Origin of the sequence: Vibrio sp. 10N.286.55.E10, assembly GCF_002872555.1 — a bacterium.
Lineage (GTDB): Bacteria > Pseudomonadota > Gammaproteobacteria > Enterobacterales > Vibrionaceae > Vibrio > Vibrio crassostreae.
Window position 1 is genome coordinate 245731 of sequence record NZ_MCSD01000060.1, and the last position, 17939, is coordinate 263669.

The following is a 17939-nucleotide window of genomic DNA, read 5'->3' on the forward strand; positions in this document are numbered from 1 at the left end:
ATTACGACTCCTTCTTGTTAGAAATGGTTTTAGTATGTGCAGCTTGAATCGCTGAGATGACTGCTTGTGCTTTGCCGCGAGTTTCATCGGCTTCTGCTTGTGGGTCTGAGTCGAACACCACACCAGCGCCAGCTTGTACTTGTGCCACGCCATCTTCAACGTAAGCAGAGCGAATTACGATACAAGTATCCAGAGTTCCTTCACCGGTTAGATAACCGACTGCACCGCCATAGCTACCACGACGTGTTTTTTCTACGTCACGAATAAGCTGCATTGCGCGGATTTTTGGTGCGCCCGTTAGTGTGCCCATGTTCATACAAGCTTGGTAAGCGTGCAGTGCGTCTAAGTCTTCACGTAGTTGACCAACCACACGAGAAACTAAGTGCATCACATGGCTGTAGCGATCAACCTTCAGCAAGTCTGCCACGTGGCGTGTGCCTGCTTCTGCAATACGTGCAACATCGTTACGCGCTAGGTCTACTAGCATCATGTGCTCGGCGTTTTCTTTCTTGTCGGTACGCAATTCAAGTTCGATACGGCTGTCTAGGTCGAAATCGATTTGGCCATTTGGGCGCTTACCACGACGGCGAGTACCAGCAATTGGGTAGATCTCGATTTGGTTGGTTTCGGTCTCGTACTTAAGCGCACTTTCTGGAGATGCACCAAACAGAGTAAATAGCTCGTCTTGCATGTAGAACATGTAAGGGCTTGGGTTACTTTGTTTCAGTTCTTTATAAGCTGCCAATGGAGCAGGGCAAGGTAGAGTAAAGCGGCGTGAAGGTACCACTTGGAACACATCGCCTTTAACTACGTATTCTTTTAAATCACGAACCGTTTGGCAGAAGTCTTCATCTGAAACGCTTGGTACCGCTTCAACATTGTCTAGCGGCGTTACTTCTGTGATGGCTTTTAGTGACTGACACTGAGTTTGAATATCGGCTAAGCGCTCAGTTAATTGCGCTTTGATGCTTTCATCTTGAGCGAACAAGCTCGCATGAAGTAGGCCTTCGTTCTCTTGGTGGTCGAAACGCAACAGTGTTTCCGCAACGTAGAATACAAAGTCAGGACAATTGTTGGTTGCTTCAGCATCTCCGAGTGGTTCAAAGTTTGCCACGATGTCGTAAGCGAATAAGCCCGCCATGAATAACGCGTGTTTATTATCCGCGTCTTGCTCAAAGCTGTGCTGAACTAAACGCAGTGCGTCGAATGAAGAGGCTTCTCTTAAACGTGAGTCTTCATCTAATTCATTGCTTGGCTCGACAAAAGTCAGCGTCAAAACGTTATCAGTCAGGTCAGATTTAATTTCTGTTTTAACGTTTTGAGTAAGGTGTTCAATTAGCGCTTGACCGTTTTCAGTCAATGCTTGAAAGGTTACTTCATGTCCGCGACATACGATGCGAACAGCAGAGTCGATAAGGAGTAGGCTTGTCAGGTTCTGTTTAGATTCAATCTCAGCCGATTCCAACAGCAAACTGTCTGTTTTGTTTTCACACAGAGTATGGAAAACGCTGGTTGGATCTTGCGAGTAAGGAACTGATGAATTGATGACCTCAATGGTTCCCAGCTTTTTGATTTCAATGGCCTTGTTCACAAGACCTCCTTTATGATTCTTTAAATTTCCTGCCGTACATAGTCGCATAAAGATACCTTTCACCCAATCTAGAATATGGTCAATTCGATGATTTGTTAGTCAGTTGAATGTGAGATGTTCGACAAATTAAAAAGCCCGCTATGAAAGCGGGCTTAGTGATAACTTTTTTATAAACAAACTGTTTAACTAGAAGTACACGTTAGCCCACCAAGAACTTGTCCAAGTGCGCCACCAATTAAGCTCTGAACTTGCTTCTACTGAAGAAAGTTCTAAAACTTTATCTTTATGGTTTTGGTTAAATTCTTGTAACATGGTGAACCTATCAAATGTGATACTTCGTATTTGTGTACTAGTTAACTAGTTTTCCGCTTGCGGGTCAAGTGTGTTGACACAAATATAACGATAAAAATTGAAAACAATGAAAAAGAATATATGAGAATTGATCTACATAGTCATACAACAGCCTCAGATGGCCGACTTACTCCACCTGAGCTAATTGACCGAGCGCTTGGCTTTAACATCGAAGCGCTAGCGATTACAGATCATGATACGACTGATGGGCTTGCTGAAGCACGCAGCTATATTGCTGATAACAACCTTCCGATTCAGTTGATCAACGGCATTGAGATTTCGACTGTTTGGCAAAACAAAGATATCCATATTGTTGGGTTAAACGTTGATCCTGAGTCACCAGAACTCAAAGCGCTCATTGAACAACAGAAGCAACACCGTATTGGACGCGCAGAGATGATTGCTCAACGTCTTGAGAAAGCGACTCGTGAAGGGGTGCTAGAAGAAGTTAAATTGATTGCGGGTGATGCGCCTATTACTCGCGCTCACTTTGCTAAGTGGTTAGTCGACAACGGCTACGCAAAAACCATGCAGCAGGTGTTTAAAAAGTTTCTTACTCGCAATAACCCAGGTTATGTGCCGCCGACGTGGTGCTCAATGAGTGATGCTGTCACGGCCATTCATGCTGCTGGTGGTCAAGCCGTACTCGCTCACCCCGGGCGATATGGCCTTACAGCCAAGTGGGTTAAGCGCTTGCTAGCTGCATTTGTTGAAGCGAAAGGGGATGCGATGGAAGTCGCTCAACCTCAGCAAGCGCAACAAGAAAGACGCACACTCGCGGATTATGCTATACAATACAAACTATTAGCCTCCCAAGGCAGTGATTTCCATTACCCATCTCCGTGGATGGAACTTGGACGTAATCTCTGGCTACCTTCTGGGGTCGAAGAAGTATGGAAAGATTGGGAGTTTCAAACGGTTTCACCATCTGAATAGTCTTTAGGTGAACCAGCTCCTTCTGATGATAGAGTCGAGAGATTCGATAACGAGGATCAACAATGAGCCAGTTTTTTTATGTACACCCAGATAACCCACAAGCACGCTTAATTACTCAAGCGGTTGCGATTATTCGCAATGGCGGCGTAGTGGTTTATCCAACAGATTCCGGTTATGCGCTGGGCTGTCAGCTTGAAAACAAACAAGCACTTGAACGTATCTGTAAAATTCGTCGTATCGATGACAAGCACAACTTCACGTTGTTATGCCGTGATCTTTCTGAATTATCACTGTATGCACGCGTCGATAACGTGGCTTTCCGTCTACTGAAAGCACACACGCCAGGTGCTTACACGTTTATCTTTAAAGCAACCAAAGAAGTGCCAAAGCGTTTGATGAACGCCAAGCGTAAAACGATTGGTATTCGTGTCCCAGACAACAAGATTGCACTCGACCTGTTGGAAGCGATGGGCGAACCACTGATGTCGACGTCTCTGATTCTTCCGGGTAACGAGACGACTGAGTCGGATCCAGAAGAAATTCGTGACAGCCTAGAGCATGCAGTTGACGTCATTTTGAATGGCGGTTACTTAGGTGAGCAACCGACGACGGTTATTGACTTCAGTGACGATGATGCCGTAGTTCTGCGTCGTGGTGCGGGCGATCCTGCGCCGTTTGAATAATAGCTTTACTGATTAACAGTCTGTAACGATACAGCAAACCTGCCACAGTAAATAACAAGTGCTTTTTGGCAGGTTATTTGCGATAATACGCGACCGCGATTTGGTCGCGAAAAATTCATTCGACGTCTGTGAAGACGACAATTAGGTAGAAAAGAGTAAATGAGCGAAAAATTACAGAAGGTTTTAGCGCGAGCTGGTCACGGTTCTCGTCGTGAACTAGAAGGTTTAATCAAATCTGGTCGTGTAAGTGTTAACGGTCAAGTTGCGAAACTGGGTGAGCGTCTTGAAGACGAGAACTCAGTGATCCGTATCGATGGCCATACTGTTTCAGGCAAGGCTTCTGAAGAAGTGGTTTGTCGTGTACTTGCTTACTACAAACCTGAAGGTGAGCTTTGTACTCGTCACGATCCTGAAGGCCGCCGCACTGTTTTCGATCGTCTACCTAAGATCCGTGGTTCTCGTTGGATTTCAGTTGGTCGTCTTGATGCAAACACATCGGGTCTTTTGCTTTTCACTACTGATGGTGAGCTTGCAAACCGTCTAATGCACCCAAGCCGTCAGGTTGAGCGTGAGTACCTAGTACGTGTATTCGGTGAAGTGACTGAGCAAAAAGTTAAAAACGTTACTCGTGGCGTACAACTAGAAGACGGCATGGCTCGTTTTGAAGATGTGGTTTACGCTGGTGGTGAAGGTATGAACCATACTTTCTACGTAGCGATTAACGAAGGTCGTAACCGTGAGGTTCGTCGTCTTTGGGAATCTCAAGAAACAACAGTAAGCCGCCTGAAACGTGTACGTTACGGTGATATCTACCTTGATAAGAAACTGCCTCGTGGTGGTTGGAAAGAGCTAGATCTTCAAGAAGTTAACTACTTGCGTGAACTTGTTGAGCTTAAGCCAGAGAAAGAGACTTTATTGGATCTTGATCCTTCAAACACTTCTCGTAAGCGTGAGCGTTCTCGTAGCCAAAAAATTCGTCGTGCTGTTAAGCGTCACGAAGAGCGTGCTAACGCACCAAAAGGCCGCAGTAACCAAACTAAACGCAAGAAGCCTGCAACTCGCGGTACAACAACACCTGATTCAGGTCGTAGCGCTCCAGCTGCAAACAAAGGCAAACCTCAGGCTAACAAAAGTAAGCCTAAACTGAACAACGGTCGTCCGGCTAAACCAGCTAAGCCAAGAACACGTCAGTAATTACGTAAGTTCTTACGCGTAAGCTTCATTAGCTGAAAGCACTGAATACTAAAAAACCTGCTCATTGAGCAGGTTTTTTTACGTCTGAACAAATAGAAGATGCGAGATGCGAGATGCGAGTAATCGAGTATCGAAAACATGCTGCCATAAACGACAGTAAGCGAGCTTTTCGCATCTATAATCTGCTCGTATCTCGTATCTCGTATCTCGTATCTCGTATCTCTTCTACTTATGATTCGAGAAGTTATCGCCTTTCGCCAGTCGGTCGTAAAGCACAACATTCACTGATGCTGCTAGATTCATACAGCCGTTGGTCGGAACGTAAATCGTCTCACGACAGAAGTCTGTGATCTCTTTCTTTAGCGTGCCGTCTTCAGGGCCAAAAATGTAAAACGCGCGTGGTGGGTGCTTGTAATCAGGTAGCGGCTTAGCACCTTCAATCAGATCAACAGCTACAGGTACGCAGCCTACAGGAATAATGTCTTTCAGATCTTCAACACCAATTAGAGGCAACGCTAGGTGCTTCTCTTTGGTGTCGGTATGGAATTTTCGCGCGTGGTCGTAGCGTGTGCCCGTGTAAAACACAGAGTTGGCGCCATAGCAGCCAGCCGCTCGCATTACAGAGCCTACGTTTTCCGGCGTCTTTGGGTTAACTAGGCCAATGCAGGCATAGCCTTTCGATTGTGTGTCCGTTTTTGCTTTGGTCATAATCAGTGAATCTAACGTTGATGATGAAAGTAGGTAGTCATGATGGGAAACAGCGTGATAAAAATAGCCGAGCAATCGGCTCGGCTAACTTTTAACTCGCGTACATGAATACTTGTTTACTCATGCAGATGAGTGTCAATAGCGGTACTAGTCGCGCTTCCACAGCATGTGACAGAACTTATGCTCTGGATCACGGCTGATTAGCATGCGAGCAAATACGTCGTCTAGAACGTCATCAGCTTCATTCACAAGACCAATGCGCACTTCAGCGTAGATTTCTTTGTCGACCTCAAAGCCAACATGTTCAACCCAATCATCGCCAGTTTCAACAAGCTCTGCTGCGCCACGATCTTCAAACTGAGCAGTGAAAAGAATCACGTCTGCAGGTTCTAGGTTGTCAGGTGCCATCTCTAGGAAGATGTCGTATGCAGTGTCAATTGCGTCGTCATAAGACATTAGGTCGTTAGCTTCGGTCATAATAAGTATCTTAGCTTGCGCGGTTCATGTATTTACGTTCAGCAGTGTTTACTACTACTTTGTCGCCAGTCGCGATGTACTCAGGTACTTGGATTGTAAGACCTGTAGAAAGACGAGCAGGCTTAGTACGAGCAGACGCTGATGCACCTTTGATTGAAGGGTCAGTTTCTTCGATAACTAGCTCAACAGATGTTGGTAGCTCAAGCGTTGCAGCGTTGCCATCAATAAGAATCGCGTACATGCCTTGAGTTTCTTCGTTGATGAACAGCAGTTCGTCTTCGATTGTTTCACCGTTGAAGATGAATTGTGTGTAATCTTCGTTGTCCATGAAGATATACTCGTTGCCATCAACGTAAGAGAACATTACTGCACGCTTAGTTACGTCAATAGTTTCAACAATTTCGTCAGCCTTGTGGCGAACTTCAGTTTTAACGCCAGTTGCTACATCGTTACCACGGAAGCGGTAAATCTTTTGGCCGCCACGGCCGCCTGGTGTTGTTACTTCAATATCTTTAACGATTACTGTTTTGCTTTCTACTGTGATAGCAAAACCTTTTTTAATTTCACTTGCTCTAGGCATTTTGTGTTTGTCCTTAGTGGGTCTATCCGCTGATTATATCTCGGAGATGCTATAAATAGGAATAGCTTGAATCATAAAGTCACCTAGGCGATCATAGAGTTACTGTTAAATCATGATTTTATTTACCGAAACGACCTATGCAGCTACCTGTTATTGACCCAACACAGCCTTTTCAACCTGAATTCCAACCTGTGGTTAACGATCTGATTACCTTCTTAAAAGGTGGATTAGGTTCTAATCTACACAGTGTCTATATTTATGGCAGTGTTGCTCGCAAGCAAGCCGTCGTCGGTCGCTCAAATCTTGATGTGGTTGTGGTGACACACCGCCCGTTTCCTGACCAGCGAACCACGCTGTTGAATACCATTAAATGGCGCTTCCAAAAAAGCTTCCCACAGGTGACTCAAGTGGCGATTAAAACCACCTTGGTGAGCGAGATAGTCGATTTCGACAACATCTTCACCTGGGGCTTTATGCTTAAGCATTTGGCCGTGTGTGTGCATGGTGAAGACTTGTCAGATTGCTATGGTGATTTTGAGACGAGTTGGGAAATTGCCAAGCATTGGAATATGGATGCGGAAAACTGGTTAGCGGTGTATCGCAACAAGATTGCCCGAGCTACAACGCCAGAACAACAAGTGGCCGCGCAAGTGATCATTGCCAAGAAGTTGCTAAGAGCAAGCTACTCTTTGGTGATGTATCGCGATAAGTATTGGTTCGATGATCCTGTAGAGTGTGGTCAACAGTTCTTGAAGTATCACCCAGATAGAGAAGTCGAAATTCAAAGGCTGGGCATTTTACTCTCAGGTAGACCGATCCCGAAACGTTCGGTGATCGGTATTCTTGATGGCTTTGGTGAGTGGTTAGTTAAGCAATATCAGAAAACCGAGTTTAGAATCGGATAGAGCTTCTTAATCTATCGATATAAAAAAGCAGAGCGAATTGAACATTCCTCTGCTTTTTTGTTTTGATGAAACCTCGACAATAATCTTAGAATAAACCTAATTGCTGTCCACTGACTCTCTCAAAATCTAACCCGATGAAGGGTAAGATAGCTTCAGCGACGGGTTTAATCTGTTTGTCGATGTAATGCTGATAATCAATACCACTCTTTAAATACTCTTTAGGCTCAGGGCCGCTCAGAGTAATCAAATATTCAATACGTCCTTTGTTTTGGTATTGAAGAGGGCGCCCTAACTGAGCATTGATTTCATCGGCCATACGAGCTGCACGAACCTGCGGCGGAATGTTCTTTTGGTATTCATGTAGCTTACGACGCAGACGCTTCTGGTAAACCAGTAAATCGTCATGTTTACCCGCTGAAGTCTCATCTACAAACTGTCTGACATAGTCGGTAGGGTCTTGGTCATGAAACACCATCTCATATAGGGTTTGTTGAAACTGCTGTGCTAGAGGTGTCCAATCGGTTCGAGCACTTTCAAGGCCTTTAAAGATGATCTTCTCTTTGTCGCCTTGAGTGATTAGGCCGGCATAACGTTTCTTTGAGCCGGTTTCTGAACCTCTAATGGTCGGCATTAGAAACTTGCGATAGTGAGTTTCGTATTCCAGTTCAAGTATTGAGGTTAAGTTGTGGGTCTCTTTTAAGTGATTCGTCCACCAATCGTTGATGTAAGCGACCAGTTCATTCCCTATCTCGTCTGCTTTTTGCTGGTCATAACTGCCGTTCAGAGACACGAAGGTTGAGTCGGTATCGCCGTAAATTACTTGATAGCCTTTGTCTTCGATCAGAACCTTAGTTTGCTTCATGATCTCATGTCCACGCATGGTAATCGAAGACGCTAACCGGGTGTCGAAGAAACGACAACCGGACGAACCTAACACACCATAGAATGAGTTCATGATGATCTTAATCGCCTGAGAGAACGCTTTCTCGTTGTTCTTCTTTGCCACGTCACGTGCAGCCCATAGGTTTTCGATCATCTCTGGCAGAAAGTGCATTGAACGGTGGAATTGACCACCTCTAAAGCCCTCGACCGCTTGGTTTTCGTCTGGGCCTAGTTCCAGCTTCAACCCTTCGATTAATCCCATAGGGTCAATCAGGAACGAGCGGATGATTGATGGGTATAGGCTCTTGAAGTCGAGCACCAAAACAGAGTCGTACAGGTTGGGAATTGAATCCATCACATAACCACCGGGGCTCGCAATCCAGTTCTCAGGCTCTAAGTTAGGTGCGACATAACCCGCTCTGTGTATCTGTGGTAGGTACAAATTAGTAAAAGCAGCAACAGAACCGCCAACACGATCAAGCTCGACACCAGTCAGTCGCGAACGCTCAATCGCAAAATCGAGTAGGTGGGTATGTTCGAAGATTCGGTTTACCAACACACAGTCTTGAAGGTTGTACTTAGCTAATGAAGGCTTATCGAACTTAAACATCCGGTTAATCTCATCCATGCGGTCATGAACGTTGTGGATGTCTTTACCTTCTCCTAGTAGCTCTTGCGATACCGACTCCAGTGACCAAGACCGGAAGTGGTAGGTTGCCGTTTTAAGCATATCGATACCATCCAAGACAACGCGCCCAGGGATAGTGATAAAACCCTGCTGATTCTGTGCAGAGCTACGGAAAAAGCTCGGTTGATTGTCTCTGCCGATATTTAGCTTCACTTCGTTCCATTCTGAACGTTTGTGCAGCAGCCTAAAGTCGAAGTCGATAACATTCCAACCAATGATGATGTCAGGGTCAAATTCAGAGAACCACATAATCATGGCTTCAAGAAGAGCTTTTTCGTTGGCAACCCACTGGATATTAGTGCCGGCTTCTTGAGGGGCGCCGACCATGATCACTCGGCTATCCATTGGGCTGTCTAGACCAATCGAATAAAGCACGCCTTTTTCTGAACATTCAATATCAAGCGAGACGACAGATAGATTAGGTAAGTAGTCGCCCGCTCGGCATTTCGCATTTGATACTTTGCGATGCTGGTTCTTTTGTACCGCGGTACCCGTGAACTCAATACTTCCTTTGATAAAGCGTTCCATTAAGAATCGATCGGCGAGTCGAATATCGCTTTCAAAGGTTTGGATGTCTTCGCTGTGAAAGGCTTGCGCTAAACCAAAGCTACTTCTCGACAGCGAGGTGTAACACGCGGCGAGAGGTGTTTGCTCGAATGTGGCTAGTTCTAGAGGCTTAAATTGGCAATCAATCGACTCTTTCGCTGCGATTGTCTGACATGCTTCTAAATCAGATTGAGCGACAAAAAATACAGGTTTTTCATTTGGAATGGTCAGCAGAGTAGGGCCTTGAGGGGTGCTTAACCACAAGTCGATTTGCGTGCGCCCTGAAAAATCTCTCGCTTGTCTTGTAAGTACAAAGCCTTGCTGAATATCCAATGTAGTAACCTATTGAAATTGGGAATCGAATACTACCACTTAGCGACCCTTAGCGCACAACAGGCAGCAAAAATACTAACTAAATTCTAGTTAACAGAGGCAAATAACGGGACTCTATAAGCAAATAAGTGAAATTGTCGCGAATGGTTATTCAATGGTATTGAAAATATCTTTATCTTGTGTAATTTTATTGGGTGTTGTTTTAACTGGTTGATTTTTAGAAAAAGCTTGTTGTTTTAGTTAGCTTATTTGTTAATAAGTACTTGCTAAAGTTCGTGTTTCAGCACATATTCAACAGAGCTTTTTTTTAGTAATTAAGTTAAGATGTACTCAATGCTGCGATCCACTGTTCCTTTGTTCAATTGTTTCAAACAGATGAAACGACACAGTGGTTGCAGAGCCAATTAATAGTGTGGAGATACAAGTTTGATAAATGTTTTCCTTGTAGATGATCACGAGCTGGTTCGCACAGGGATACGACGTATTATTGAAGACGTCCGTGGAATGAACGTAGCAGGGGAAGCTGAAAGCGGTGAAGATGCTGCAAAATGGTGTCGTACTAACAATACTGACGTTATTTTGATGGATATGAATATGCCTGGTATTGGTGGCTTAGAGGCAACCAAGAAAATCTTGCGTTTCAACCCTGATGTTAAAATCATCGTTTTAACTGTTCATACGGAAAATCCGTTTCCAACTAAAGTGATGCAAGCTGGAGCTGCTGGTTACCTTACTAAAGGGGCAGGTCCGGATGAAATGGTAAATGCAATTCGAGTGGTTAACAGTGGCCAACGATACATTTCACCAGAAATTGCGCAGCAGATGGCTTTGAGCCAATTCTCTCCTGCGTCTGAAAATCCATTCGCAGACTTATCTGAACGTGAACTTCAAATCATGATGATGATTACCAAAGGTCAGAAAGTGACGGATATTTCAGAACAACTCAATCTAAGTCCTAAAACAGTCAACAGTTACCGCTACCGTTTGTTCAGCAAGCTGGATATCAGTGGCGATGTAGAGCTGACGCATTTAGCGATTAGACATGGAATGTTAGACACTGAGACCCTTTAACACTGAGATCGTATAGTGACCAACTTGTTTGACTCAGTCTCATTCCTCAAGACAGTAACAGAGCAGCCCGGCGTTTATCGAATGTATAACGCCGAGGCTGTCGTTATCTACGTCGGTAAAGCTAAGAACCTCAAAAAACGCCTTTCTAGTTATTTTCGTAAAAAAGTCGACAGTGAAAAAACACGCGCTCTAGTCAGCAATATTGACAAGATCGATGTCACTGTAACGCACACGGAAACCGAAGCTCTTATTCTTGAGCATAACTACATCAAGCAGTACCTACCGAAATACAACGTACTTCTGCGAGATGATAAGTCGTATCCCTATATTTTTATTAGCGGTCACAAGCATCCTCGTTTGTCGATGCATCGTGGTGCTAAAAAGAAAAAAGGTGAATATTTTGGTCCTTATCCTGATTCCGGCGCTGTGCGTGAGACGCTGCACCTAATACAAAAAATCTTTCCTGCCCGCCAGTGTGAAGATACGGTTTATGCCAACAGAACACGTCCATGTTTGATGTATCAGATTGGCCGTTGTGCTGCGCCATGTGTCAGCTCGATTATCTCTGACGAAGAGTACAGCGAGCTTATCGACTATGTTCGTCTGTTCCTGCAAGGAAAGGACAAATTAGTCCTTGAGACGCTCATCGAAAAGATGGACACAGCAAGCCGAGAGCTTCGCTTTGAGCAAGCTGCCGCTTTCCGTGATCAAATCCAAGCGATTCGACGCGTGCAAGAACAACAGTATGTATCTGACGATTCAATGGAAGATATGGACGTGTTGGGCTTTGCTCAAGAGAATGGCGTAGCGTGTATTCATATCTTGATGATTCGCCAAGGCAAGGTTTTAGGCAGTAGAAGCCATTTCCCTAAAATTCCAAACAATACGGTGCGAGAAGAGGTCTTTTCGAGTTTTCTAAGCCAATACTATCTTGCGCATAATGAAGCGAGAACCATCCCAACTCGTCTGATTCTCAATGCCGATTTGATGGAAGATGTGACACCGATTCAAGAAGCTTTGTGTGAAGTTGCGGGTCGTAAGATCCACTTCAATACCAACCCTTCAGGGACTCGAGGTCGTTACCTTAAGTTGTCGAATACCAATGCATTGACGGCTATTACTACCAAGATTAATCACAAGATGACGATTAATCAGCGCTTCAAAGAGCTTCAAGAAGTGCTGTCGATGGATGCTATCAAGCGAATGGAATGTTTCGATATCAGTCATACCATGGGTGAAAGTACGATCGCTTCTTGTGTGGTATTTAATCAAGAAGGCCCGGTTAAACCGGAGTACCGTCGTTACAACATCACCGGCATTACTGGTGGTGATGACTACGCTGCGATGGCTCAGGCGCTTGAGAGGCGTTATTCGAAGCAACTCGATGTCGACAAGATCCCAGACATTATCTTTATCGATGGTGGCAAAGGTCAACTAAACCGCGCTCATGAGATCATTTCTCAATATTGGGGGGATTGGCCGTTTAGACCAAGAATGATGGGTATTGCGAAAGGCGTGACTCGTAAACCTGGTTTAGAGACTCTAGTGACCCTAGAAGGGGAAGAGTTCAATTTACCCAGTGATGCGCCAGCACTACACCTTATCCAGCACATCCGTGATGAAAGCCATAATCATGCGATTGCAGGGCATAGAGCTAAACGTGGCAAAACACGTAGAACCAGTGCTTTGGAAGGAATTGAAGGGGTAGGGCCTAAACGTCGTCAAGCGTTGCTGAAATATATGGGTGGCTTACAAGAACTTAAGCGTGCAACTGTCGAAGAAATAGCCAAAGTGCCGGGCATTAGTCATTCTTTGGCAGAAAACATTTATCAAGCATTGAAACAATAGTAAAAATCCCGCACCATTAAAGCGCAATTAATAAGAGCCCAATAATATGCGTTTGAATATACCTAACATTTTGTCCTTACTGAGACTATTTTTGATCCCAGTATTCGTTGTCGTTTTTTATCTACCTTATCAATGGGCTCCTTTTGCTGCTGCGATGGTGTTTTGGGTGGCAGGCTTTACTGATTGGCTAGATGGTATGCTGGCTCGCAAGTTAGGGCAAACGTCTCGTTTTGGCGCATTCATTGACCCAGTGGCTGACAAAGTGTTGGTTGCTACGGCACTTATCCTGATTACTGAGCATTACCACTCAATCTGGGTGACGATTCCAGCGGTGACCATGATTGCTCGTGAGATCATCATTTCAGCACTTCGTGAATGGATGGCTGAAATCGGTAAACGTGCAAGTGTTGCGGTATCTTGGGTTGGTAAAGTCAAAACCGTTTCTCAGATGTTCGCCCTTTGGGTGCTTATCTGGCGCTATGACGACTGGATGGTTTGGGTAGGATACATTGCACTCTATGTCGCAACCGTTCTTACTTACTGGTCAATGGCGCAATACTTGATGGCCGCTAAAGACGATTTGTTAGACGAAAAACATCATTGATGAAGAAGCGAGCTGAGGCTCGCTTTTTTGATCTTTAACCTAAGGTTAAGCCACCAATAGCGGATATCTAATGTGATATAGATCTCCTTTGAATAACCCGCTCACAGTGTGTTTTGAACATAAAGTCAGCTATTTGGCCTGTTTCGTATGAAATCTATTCAAACGAATTAAAAATACAAAAATAATATTGACTCAATCGTCTGAATCCGTAGAATGCATCCCGTACCCAAGAGGATGGCAATAAGCGATTCGCTTGGAGTTACTAAGGCGCCTTGGCAGAGTGGCTATGCAGCGGATTGCAAATCCGTGGACCTCGGTTCGACTCCGGGAGGCGCCTCCATTCTTTCTTTCTTCTAGAAAGAATATGAATGAAAATGCGATACTAGCTCAGTTGGTAGAGCGCAACCTTGCCAAGGTTGAGGTCATCGGTTCGAACCCGATGTATCGCTCCAAATTTTGTAATGTTGATTGGCGTCAGCATTAAGATGGTGTTTTACTTTTCAGTAATCGGCATCGCAATAAAGAATTGCGTGCCCTGGTGGTGGAATTGGTAGACACAAGGGATTTAAAATCCCTCGGCGTTCGCGCTGTGCCGGTTCAAGTCCGGCCCGGGGCACCATCTATTAAAGTCTTTATCTTGATAAAGCAAATGCGATACTAGCTCAGTTGGTAGAGCGCAACCTTGCCAAGGTTGAGGTCATCGGTTCGAACCCGATGTATCGCTCCAAATTAAAAGCCCGAACAGAAATGTTCGGGCTTTTTGGTTTCTGGCGTTCAGCGTTTCCATATCTGTACTTTTGTTGTTTGAATCCACACTCAAAATTCACTTCTATTTTTATTTCAAAATTTCGCAATTAAGTTCATTTAGAACAGTTAGTTTTTAAAAGCGAGATCCCCTATGAACTCTTTCCTCGTACCAGGGAATGATGTAAAGGCGGCACAGCCTCAAGCCATCACTAACACCGTCTATATACCTGTGTCGTCATCCTCGGGCATGAGGAACGAATGAACCGGAGATCTCTTTCTTAAACGATATTGCTGACAATATTTTCAGCAATTGCTTAGCCACCACTGCTATTTATCAGGCTATTATTAAAAACTATTGATCGTTCATTTCACTTTATGTTACTTTCCTGCGCAATCTCGGAATGAACAATGTTCAAGAAGAGCAACGATTGCTTCTGGGGGATACGCGTAGTGACCATTCTTGCTGATTGGGACATTACGTAGGGTAGGTATTGGCTAGTCCTTTAGCTGATAGACGGGATACTTATGGCGCAGTTCGCCATGTTAATGGGAAACCCAACATTGAACACACTAATTACAACATTGCTAATCAGCTCTGCATTTCCAAAGGGATCAGCTCCTCATAGCTGCCCGATCCTGCAAAAATGTCCAATTCTTCAAAACAGTAGCATTACTGAACCTTGAGCTCACGCTAACAATTTATCGCTGTCTTAAGACGGCTTAATTTCGTATTCGTCATTTGACTTATGCGAGCGTACAGCTATATCTCATTTCTAGACAATACGCGTGCTTCACTATGAACTCTCTCCAAATTTAACGAGAGTTGGTGGGTAATTGCGTCTGATGGAGGTGAGTATGAACACATTCAAGGGGACTTTTATGACTACCGCCTTTGAAGTCGATATCAATACTATCGCAAATTCATTTTCAACTATGGTTCCTATCTTAGAGGGAACGTACGACCTAACACCTGACGCTATTCTGCTTGAGCAAGAACAGCATGAGTCGGATGTTCGTTCTTACCCAAGACGCCTGCCTATTGCTATTAAACGAGCATGTGGCGCTTTAGTTGAAGACACTCGTGGCCAACTCTTTCTCGATTGCTTAGCCGGTGCAGGGACACTTTCTCTGGGTTACAACCACCCTGAGATTAACCAAGCACTTAAAGACCAACTCGATTCTGGTTTGCCATACCAAACTCTTGATATCACGACTCAAGCAAAAGAGACGTTTATCAAGCGAGTTAAAGCTTTTCTCCCTCAAGACTTTTCAGACAACTCGGTTCTTCAATTCTGTGGCCCATCGGGAGCTGACGCTGTGGAAGCGGCGATCAAGCTCGCTAAGCAAACCACAGGTCGCAACACCATGTTTGCTTTCCGTGGTGCTTACCATGGCATGACCAACGGCACCATGGGTATGATGGGTAATCTCGGCACTAAAGAACGTCGTAGCGGCTTGATGTCTGACGTACATTTCATGCCTTTCCCATACAACCTTCGCTGCCCATTTGGCATTGGTGGTGAAGCGGGTGCCAACGCGAGCATTCGTTACATCGAACGTATGTTGAACGATGACGAGTCTGGCATCATGAAGCCGGCTGCGATGATCGTTGAGCCGGTGCAAGGTGAGGGCGGTGTGATTCCTGCTCCTGCTTCTTGGTTGCAAGGTTTACGTCGCATCTGTGATGAGCACGGCATCCTACTGATTTTTGATGAAATCCAGTGTGGTGTAGGCAAAACAGGTCATCGATTCGCGTTTGAAGAGTCAGGCGTTAATCCAGATATTTTATGTTTGTCTAAAGCGATTGGTGGCGGACTGCCTATGTCGCTGCTTGTATTCGATAAGAGCATCGATACTTGGAAAGCGGGTGAGCATACCGGCACTTTCCGCGGTAACCAACTGGCTATGGTGTCTGGTGCGAAAGCGTTAGAAATCATCGAGCGAGACGGTTTGGTTGAGCACGCGAACATTGCAGGCCAATACTTGCGTCATGGGTTGGAGAAGATTCAATCTCGCGTTAACTGTATTGCTGAAGTTCGTGGTAAAGGTCTAATGCTTGGCGCTGAGATCAAGCAACCAAGCGGCGAACTTAACAAATTTGGTGAACCGAAATCAGACGGTGAACTCACCCTAGCGATTCAACGCGCAGCACTAGAGCGTGGTTTGATGGTCGAGAAGGGCGGTCGTGATGGTTCTGTGATTCGCTTCCTACCACCGATGATTATCTCTTTTGAGCAGATTGACTTTGCATTGCGCGTCATGGAAGAAGCGATCATCGCAGCAGGTGGTGGTTTACAAAAAGACCCAGCTTCAAGCGAACAAGCAAACCAAGAATGGAACAAGCATTTCATCCAGACAGGTTTAGGCGGTAGCGACGAATTCGCTAACGTGATGAACCAAACCACTCAAGCGATGAAAGCGGTTTTTGAGCAAGTTGAAACGCCATACTCAGGTCTAGAACCTAAAGTACTAGAGGCCGCTATCAAAGCTGTCGACCTCGATAACAATCAACACGCTTTGGTTGATGTTGTAGATAGCACTGCAGACCTTGTCGCTGCAAACTCCATCTTCGTGCAACACCCAGACTGTATTGCACACCTCCACACTCCTCCTCTTATGGCTTCGGTAGCGGCGGAATCAATCATCGCGGCGTTGAATCAATCAATGGATTCATGGGACCAAGCGTCTGCTGCGACTTATGTTGAGCAGCGAGTGGTTGATTGGATGTGTGACAAGTACCAACTTGGCGACCAAGCGGACGGTGTTTTCACTAGTGGCGGCACGCAAAGTAACCTAATGGGATTATTGCTAGCAAGAGACTGGATTGCTGATAAACACGATGGTCACTCAATCCAAAAGCTGGGTTTACCAGATTACGCGAGCAAGCTTCGTATCTTGTGCTCAAAAAAATCTCATTTCACGGTTCAAAAGTCCGCTTCACTACTTGGTTTAGGCGAGAGCGCGGTGTGCTGCGTTGAAACATACGCAAACGGAACCATCAAACCGGATTTATTAGACGCAGAAATCAAAGCACTTAAAGCTCAAGGCCTGATTCCTTTTGCTGTAGTCGGTACAGCAGGTACAACCGATCACGGTGCTATCGACGACCTTGATGCGATTGCAGACATCGCAAGCCAACAAGGTCTTTGGTTCCATGTCGACAGTGCTTACGGTGGCGCGCTTATCTTAAGCAGCCATAAAGCTCGTTTACAAGGCATCGAGAAAGCGGACTCTGTAAGTGTCGATTTCCATAAGCTTTTTTATCAAACAATCAGCTGTGGTGCGGTGTTGTTGAAAGACAAAGCGAACTTTAAGTACCTTCTGCATCACGCAGATTACCTAAACCGCGAACACGATGAGCTGCCGAACTTAGTCGATAAGTCTATCGCGACTACTAAGCGTTTTGATGCATTGAAAGTCTTCATGACTATGCAAAGTGTTGGTCCAAAGCAGTTGGGCGATATGTACGACCATCTTCTTGAGCAAACGCTAGAAGTGGCAGACCTGATTCAAAACCAAGCTGACTTAGAGCTACTCGCGGAGCCTTCACTATCAACAGTGTTGTTCCGATCTAAGCCGTCAGCAAACGGCGAGCTAGATTTAGACAAACTGAATCAAACGCTAAGACTGGAAGCGCTGACTCGTGGCGTTGCAGTATTGGGTGAAACGATCGTGGATGGTAAGAGTGCGCTTAAATTCACTATCTTGAATCCGTGCCTAAAGACATCAGATTTCAAATCTCTAATTAACAAAATTCAAACTCTAGCCACTGAGCTAGCAGAACAACAAGGGTAA

At 45.0% G+C, this 17939-nt stretch carries 14 protein-coding genes, 4 tRNA genes and 1 other annotated feature; of the genes, 12 read left to right on the forward strand and 6 right to left on the reverse strand.

What is annotated here, in order from left to right; genetic code table 11:
• Position 1: 1 nt before the first annotated feature.
• Positions 2-1591, reverse strand: coding sequence for an anthranilate synthase component 1 (locus tag BCV39_RS22205; protein WP_102432894.1), 1590 nt, complete (start codon positions 1589-1591; stop codon positions 2-4).
• 125 nt (positions 1592-1716) lie between these two features.
• Positions 1717-1831 (reverse strand) — a sequence feature (Trp leader region).
• Positions 1778-1903, reverse strand: coding sequence for a trp operon leader peptide (locus tag BCV39_RS22210; RefSeq protein ID WP_009848753.1), 126 nt, complete (start codon positions 1901-1903; stop codon positions 1778-1780). (Overlaps the previous feature by 54 nt.)
• Positions 1904-2023: 120 nt before the next feature.
• Here BCV39_RS22210 and BCV39_RS22215 point away from each other — a divergent pair, with 120 nt between their 5' ends.
• The 3 genes from BCV39_RS22215 to rluB all read left to right on the forward strand — a co-directional run bounded on the left by BCV39_RS22215 (position 2024) and on the right by rluB (position 4755).
• On the forward strand, positions 2024-2878 hold the full coding sequence (locus BCV39_RS22215; RefSeq protein WP_048659601.1) for a PHP domain-containing protein: 855 nt from the start codon (positions 2024-2026) through the stop codon (positions 2876-2878).
• Between the two features lie 62 nt (positions 2879-2940).
• Positions 2941-3561 (forward strand): L-threonylcarbamoyladenylate synthase, encoded by a 621-nt coding sequence (locus tag BCV39_RS22220; protein ID WP_009848751.1) that lies wholly within the window; start codon positions 2941-2943, stop codon positions 3559-3561.
• A gap of 159 nt (positions 3562-3720) precedes the next feature.
• On the forward strand, positions 3721-4755 hold the full coding sequence (gene rluB / locus BCV39_RS22225) for a 23S rRNA pseudouridine(2605) synthase RluB (RefSeq protein ID WP_017055112.1): 1035 nt from the start codon (positions 3721-3723) through the stop codon (positions 4753-4755).
• Between the two features lie 225 nt (positions 4756-4980).
• Here the strand turns inward: rluB and BCV39_RS22230 are convergent, their stop codons facing one another.
• The 3 genes from BCV39_RS22230 to yeiP all read right to left on the reverse strand — a co-directional run bounded on the left by BCV39_RS22230 (position 4981) and on the right by yeiP (position 6520).
• A complete protein-coding gene (locus BCV39_RS22230) occupies positions 4981-5463 on the reverse strand; it encodes an RNA methyltransferase (RefSeq protein WP_017629620.1) in 483 nt (160 codons plus the stop codon).
• A 147-nt stretch (positions 5464-5610) separates the two neighbouring features.
• Positions 5611-5940, reverse strand: a complete 330-nt coding sequence (locus BCV39_RS22235; RefSeq protein WP_004741258.1) for an HI1450 family dsDNA-mimic protein — start codon at positions 5938-5940, stop codon at positions 5611-5613.
• 10 nt (positions 5941-5950) lie between these two features.
• Positions 5951-6520, reverse strand: coding sequence for an elongation factor P-like protein YeiP (gene yeiP / locus BCV39_RS22240; RefSeq protein WP_017055115.1), 570 nt, complete (start codon positions 6518-6520; stop codon positions 5951-5953).
• Positions 6521-6657: 137 nt separating this feature from the next.
• Here yeiP and BCV39_RS22245 point away from each other — a divergent pair, with 137 nt between their 5' ends.
• Positions 6658-7425 (forward strand): nucleotidyltransferase, encoded by a 768-nt coding sequence (locus BCV39_RS22245; RefSeq protein ID WP_048659598.1) that lies wholly within the window; start codon positions 6658-6660, stop codon positions 7423-7425.
• A gap of 85 nt (positions 7426-7510) precedes the next feature.
• Here BCV39_RS22245 and BCV39_RS22250 read toward each other — a convergent pair whose 3' ends face one another.
• Positions 7511-9874, reverse strand: a complete 2364-nt coding sequence (locus tag BCV39_RS22250; RefSeq protein ID WP_102432893.1) for a DNA polymerase II — start codon at positions 9872-9874, stop codon at positions 7511-7513.
• Positions 9875-10300: 426 nt separating this feature from the next.
• Between BCV39_RS22250 and uvrY the strand changes: the two genes are divergently transcribed.
• The 8 genes from uvrY (at position 10301) to BCV39_RS22290 (ending at position 17939) form a co-directional block, all read left to right on the forward strand.
• Positions 10301-10945 (forward strand): UvrY/SirA/GacA family response regulator transcription factor, encoded by a 645-nt coding sequence (gene uvrY / locus BCV39_RS22255; protein WP_004729778.1) that lies wholly within the window; start codon positions 10301-10303, stop codon positions 10943-10945.
• A 15-nt stretch (positions 10946-10960) separates the two neighbouring features.
• Positions 10961-12793: an excinuclease ABC subunit UvrC gene (gene uvrC / locus BCV39_RS22260; protein WP_102432892.1), complete on the forward strand. Its 1833-nt coding sequence runs from the start codon at positions 10961-10963 to the stop codon at positions 12791-12793.
• Between the two features lie 46 nt (positions 12794-12839).
• Entirely contained in the window at positions 12840-13397 is a 558-nt protein-coding gene (gene pgsA / locus BCV39_RS22265; RefSeq protein ID WP_048659595.1) for a CDP-diacylglycerol--glycerol-3-phosphate 3-phosphatidyltransferase, read from the forward strand.
• 266 nt (positions 13398-13663) lie between these two features.
• Positions 13664-13737, forward strand: a tRNA-Cys gene (locus BCV39_RS22270).
• A gap of 36 nt (positions 13738-13773) precedes the next feature.
• Positions 13774-13849, forward strand: a tRNA-Gly gene (locus BCV39_RS22275).
• An 80-nt stretch (positions 13850-13929) separates the two neighbouring features.
• Positions 13930-14016, forward strand: a tRNA-Leu gene (locus tag BCV39_RS22280).
• Between the two features lie 32 nt (positions 14017-14048).
• Positions 14049-14124, forward strand: a tRNA-Gly gene (locus BCV39_RS22285).
• Positions 14125-14999: 875 nt separating this feature from the next.
• Positions 15000-17939, forward strand: coding sequence for a pyridoxal phosphate-dependent class III aminotransferase (locus BCV39_RS22290; protein ID WP_198591315.1), 2940 nt, complete (start codon positions 15000-15002; stop codon positions 17937-17939).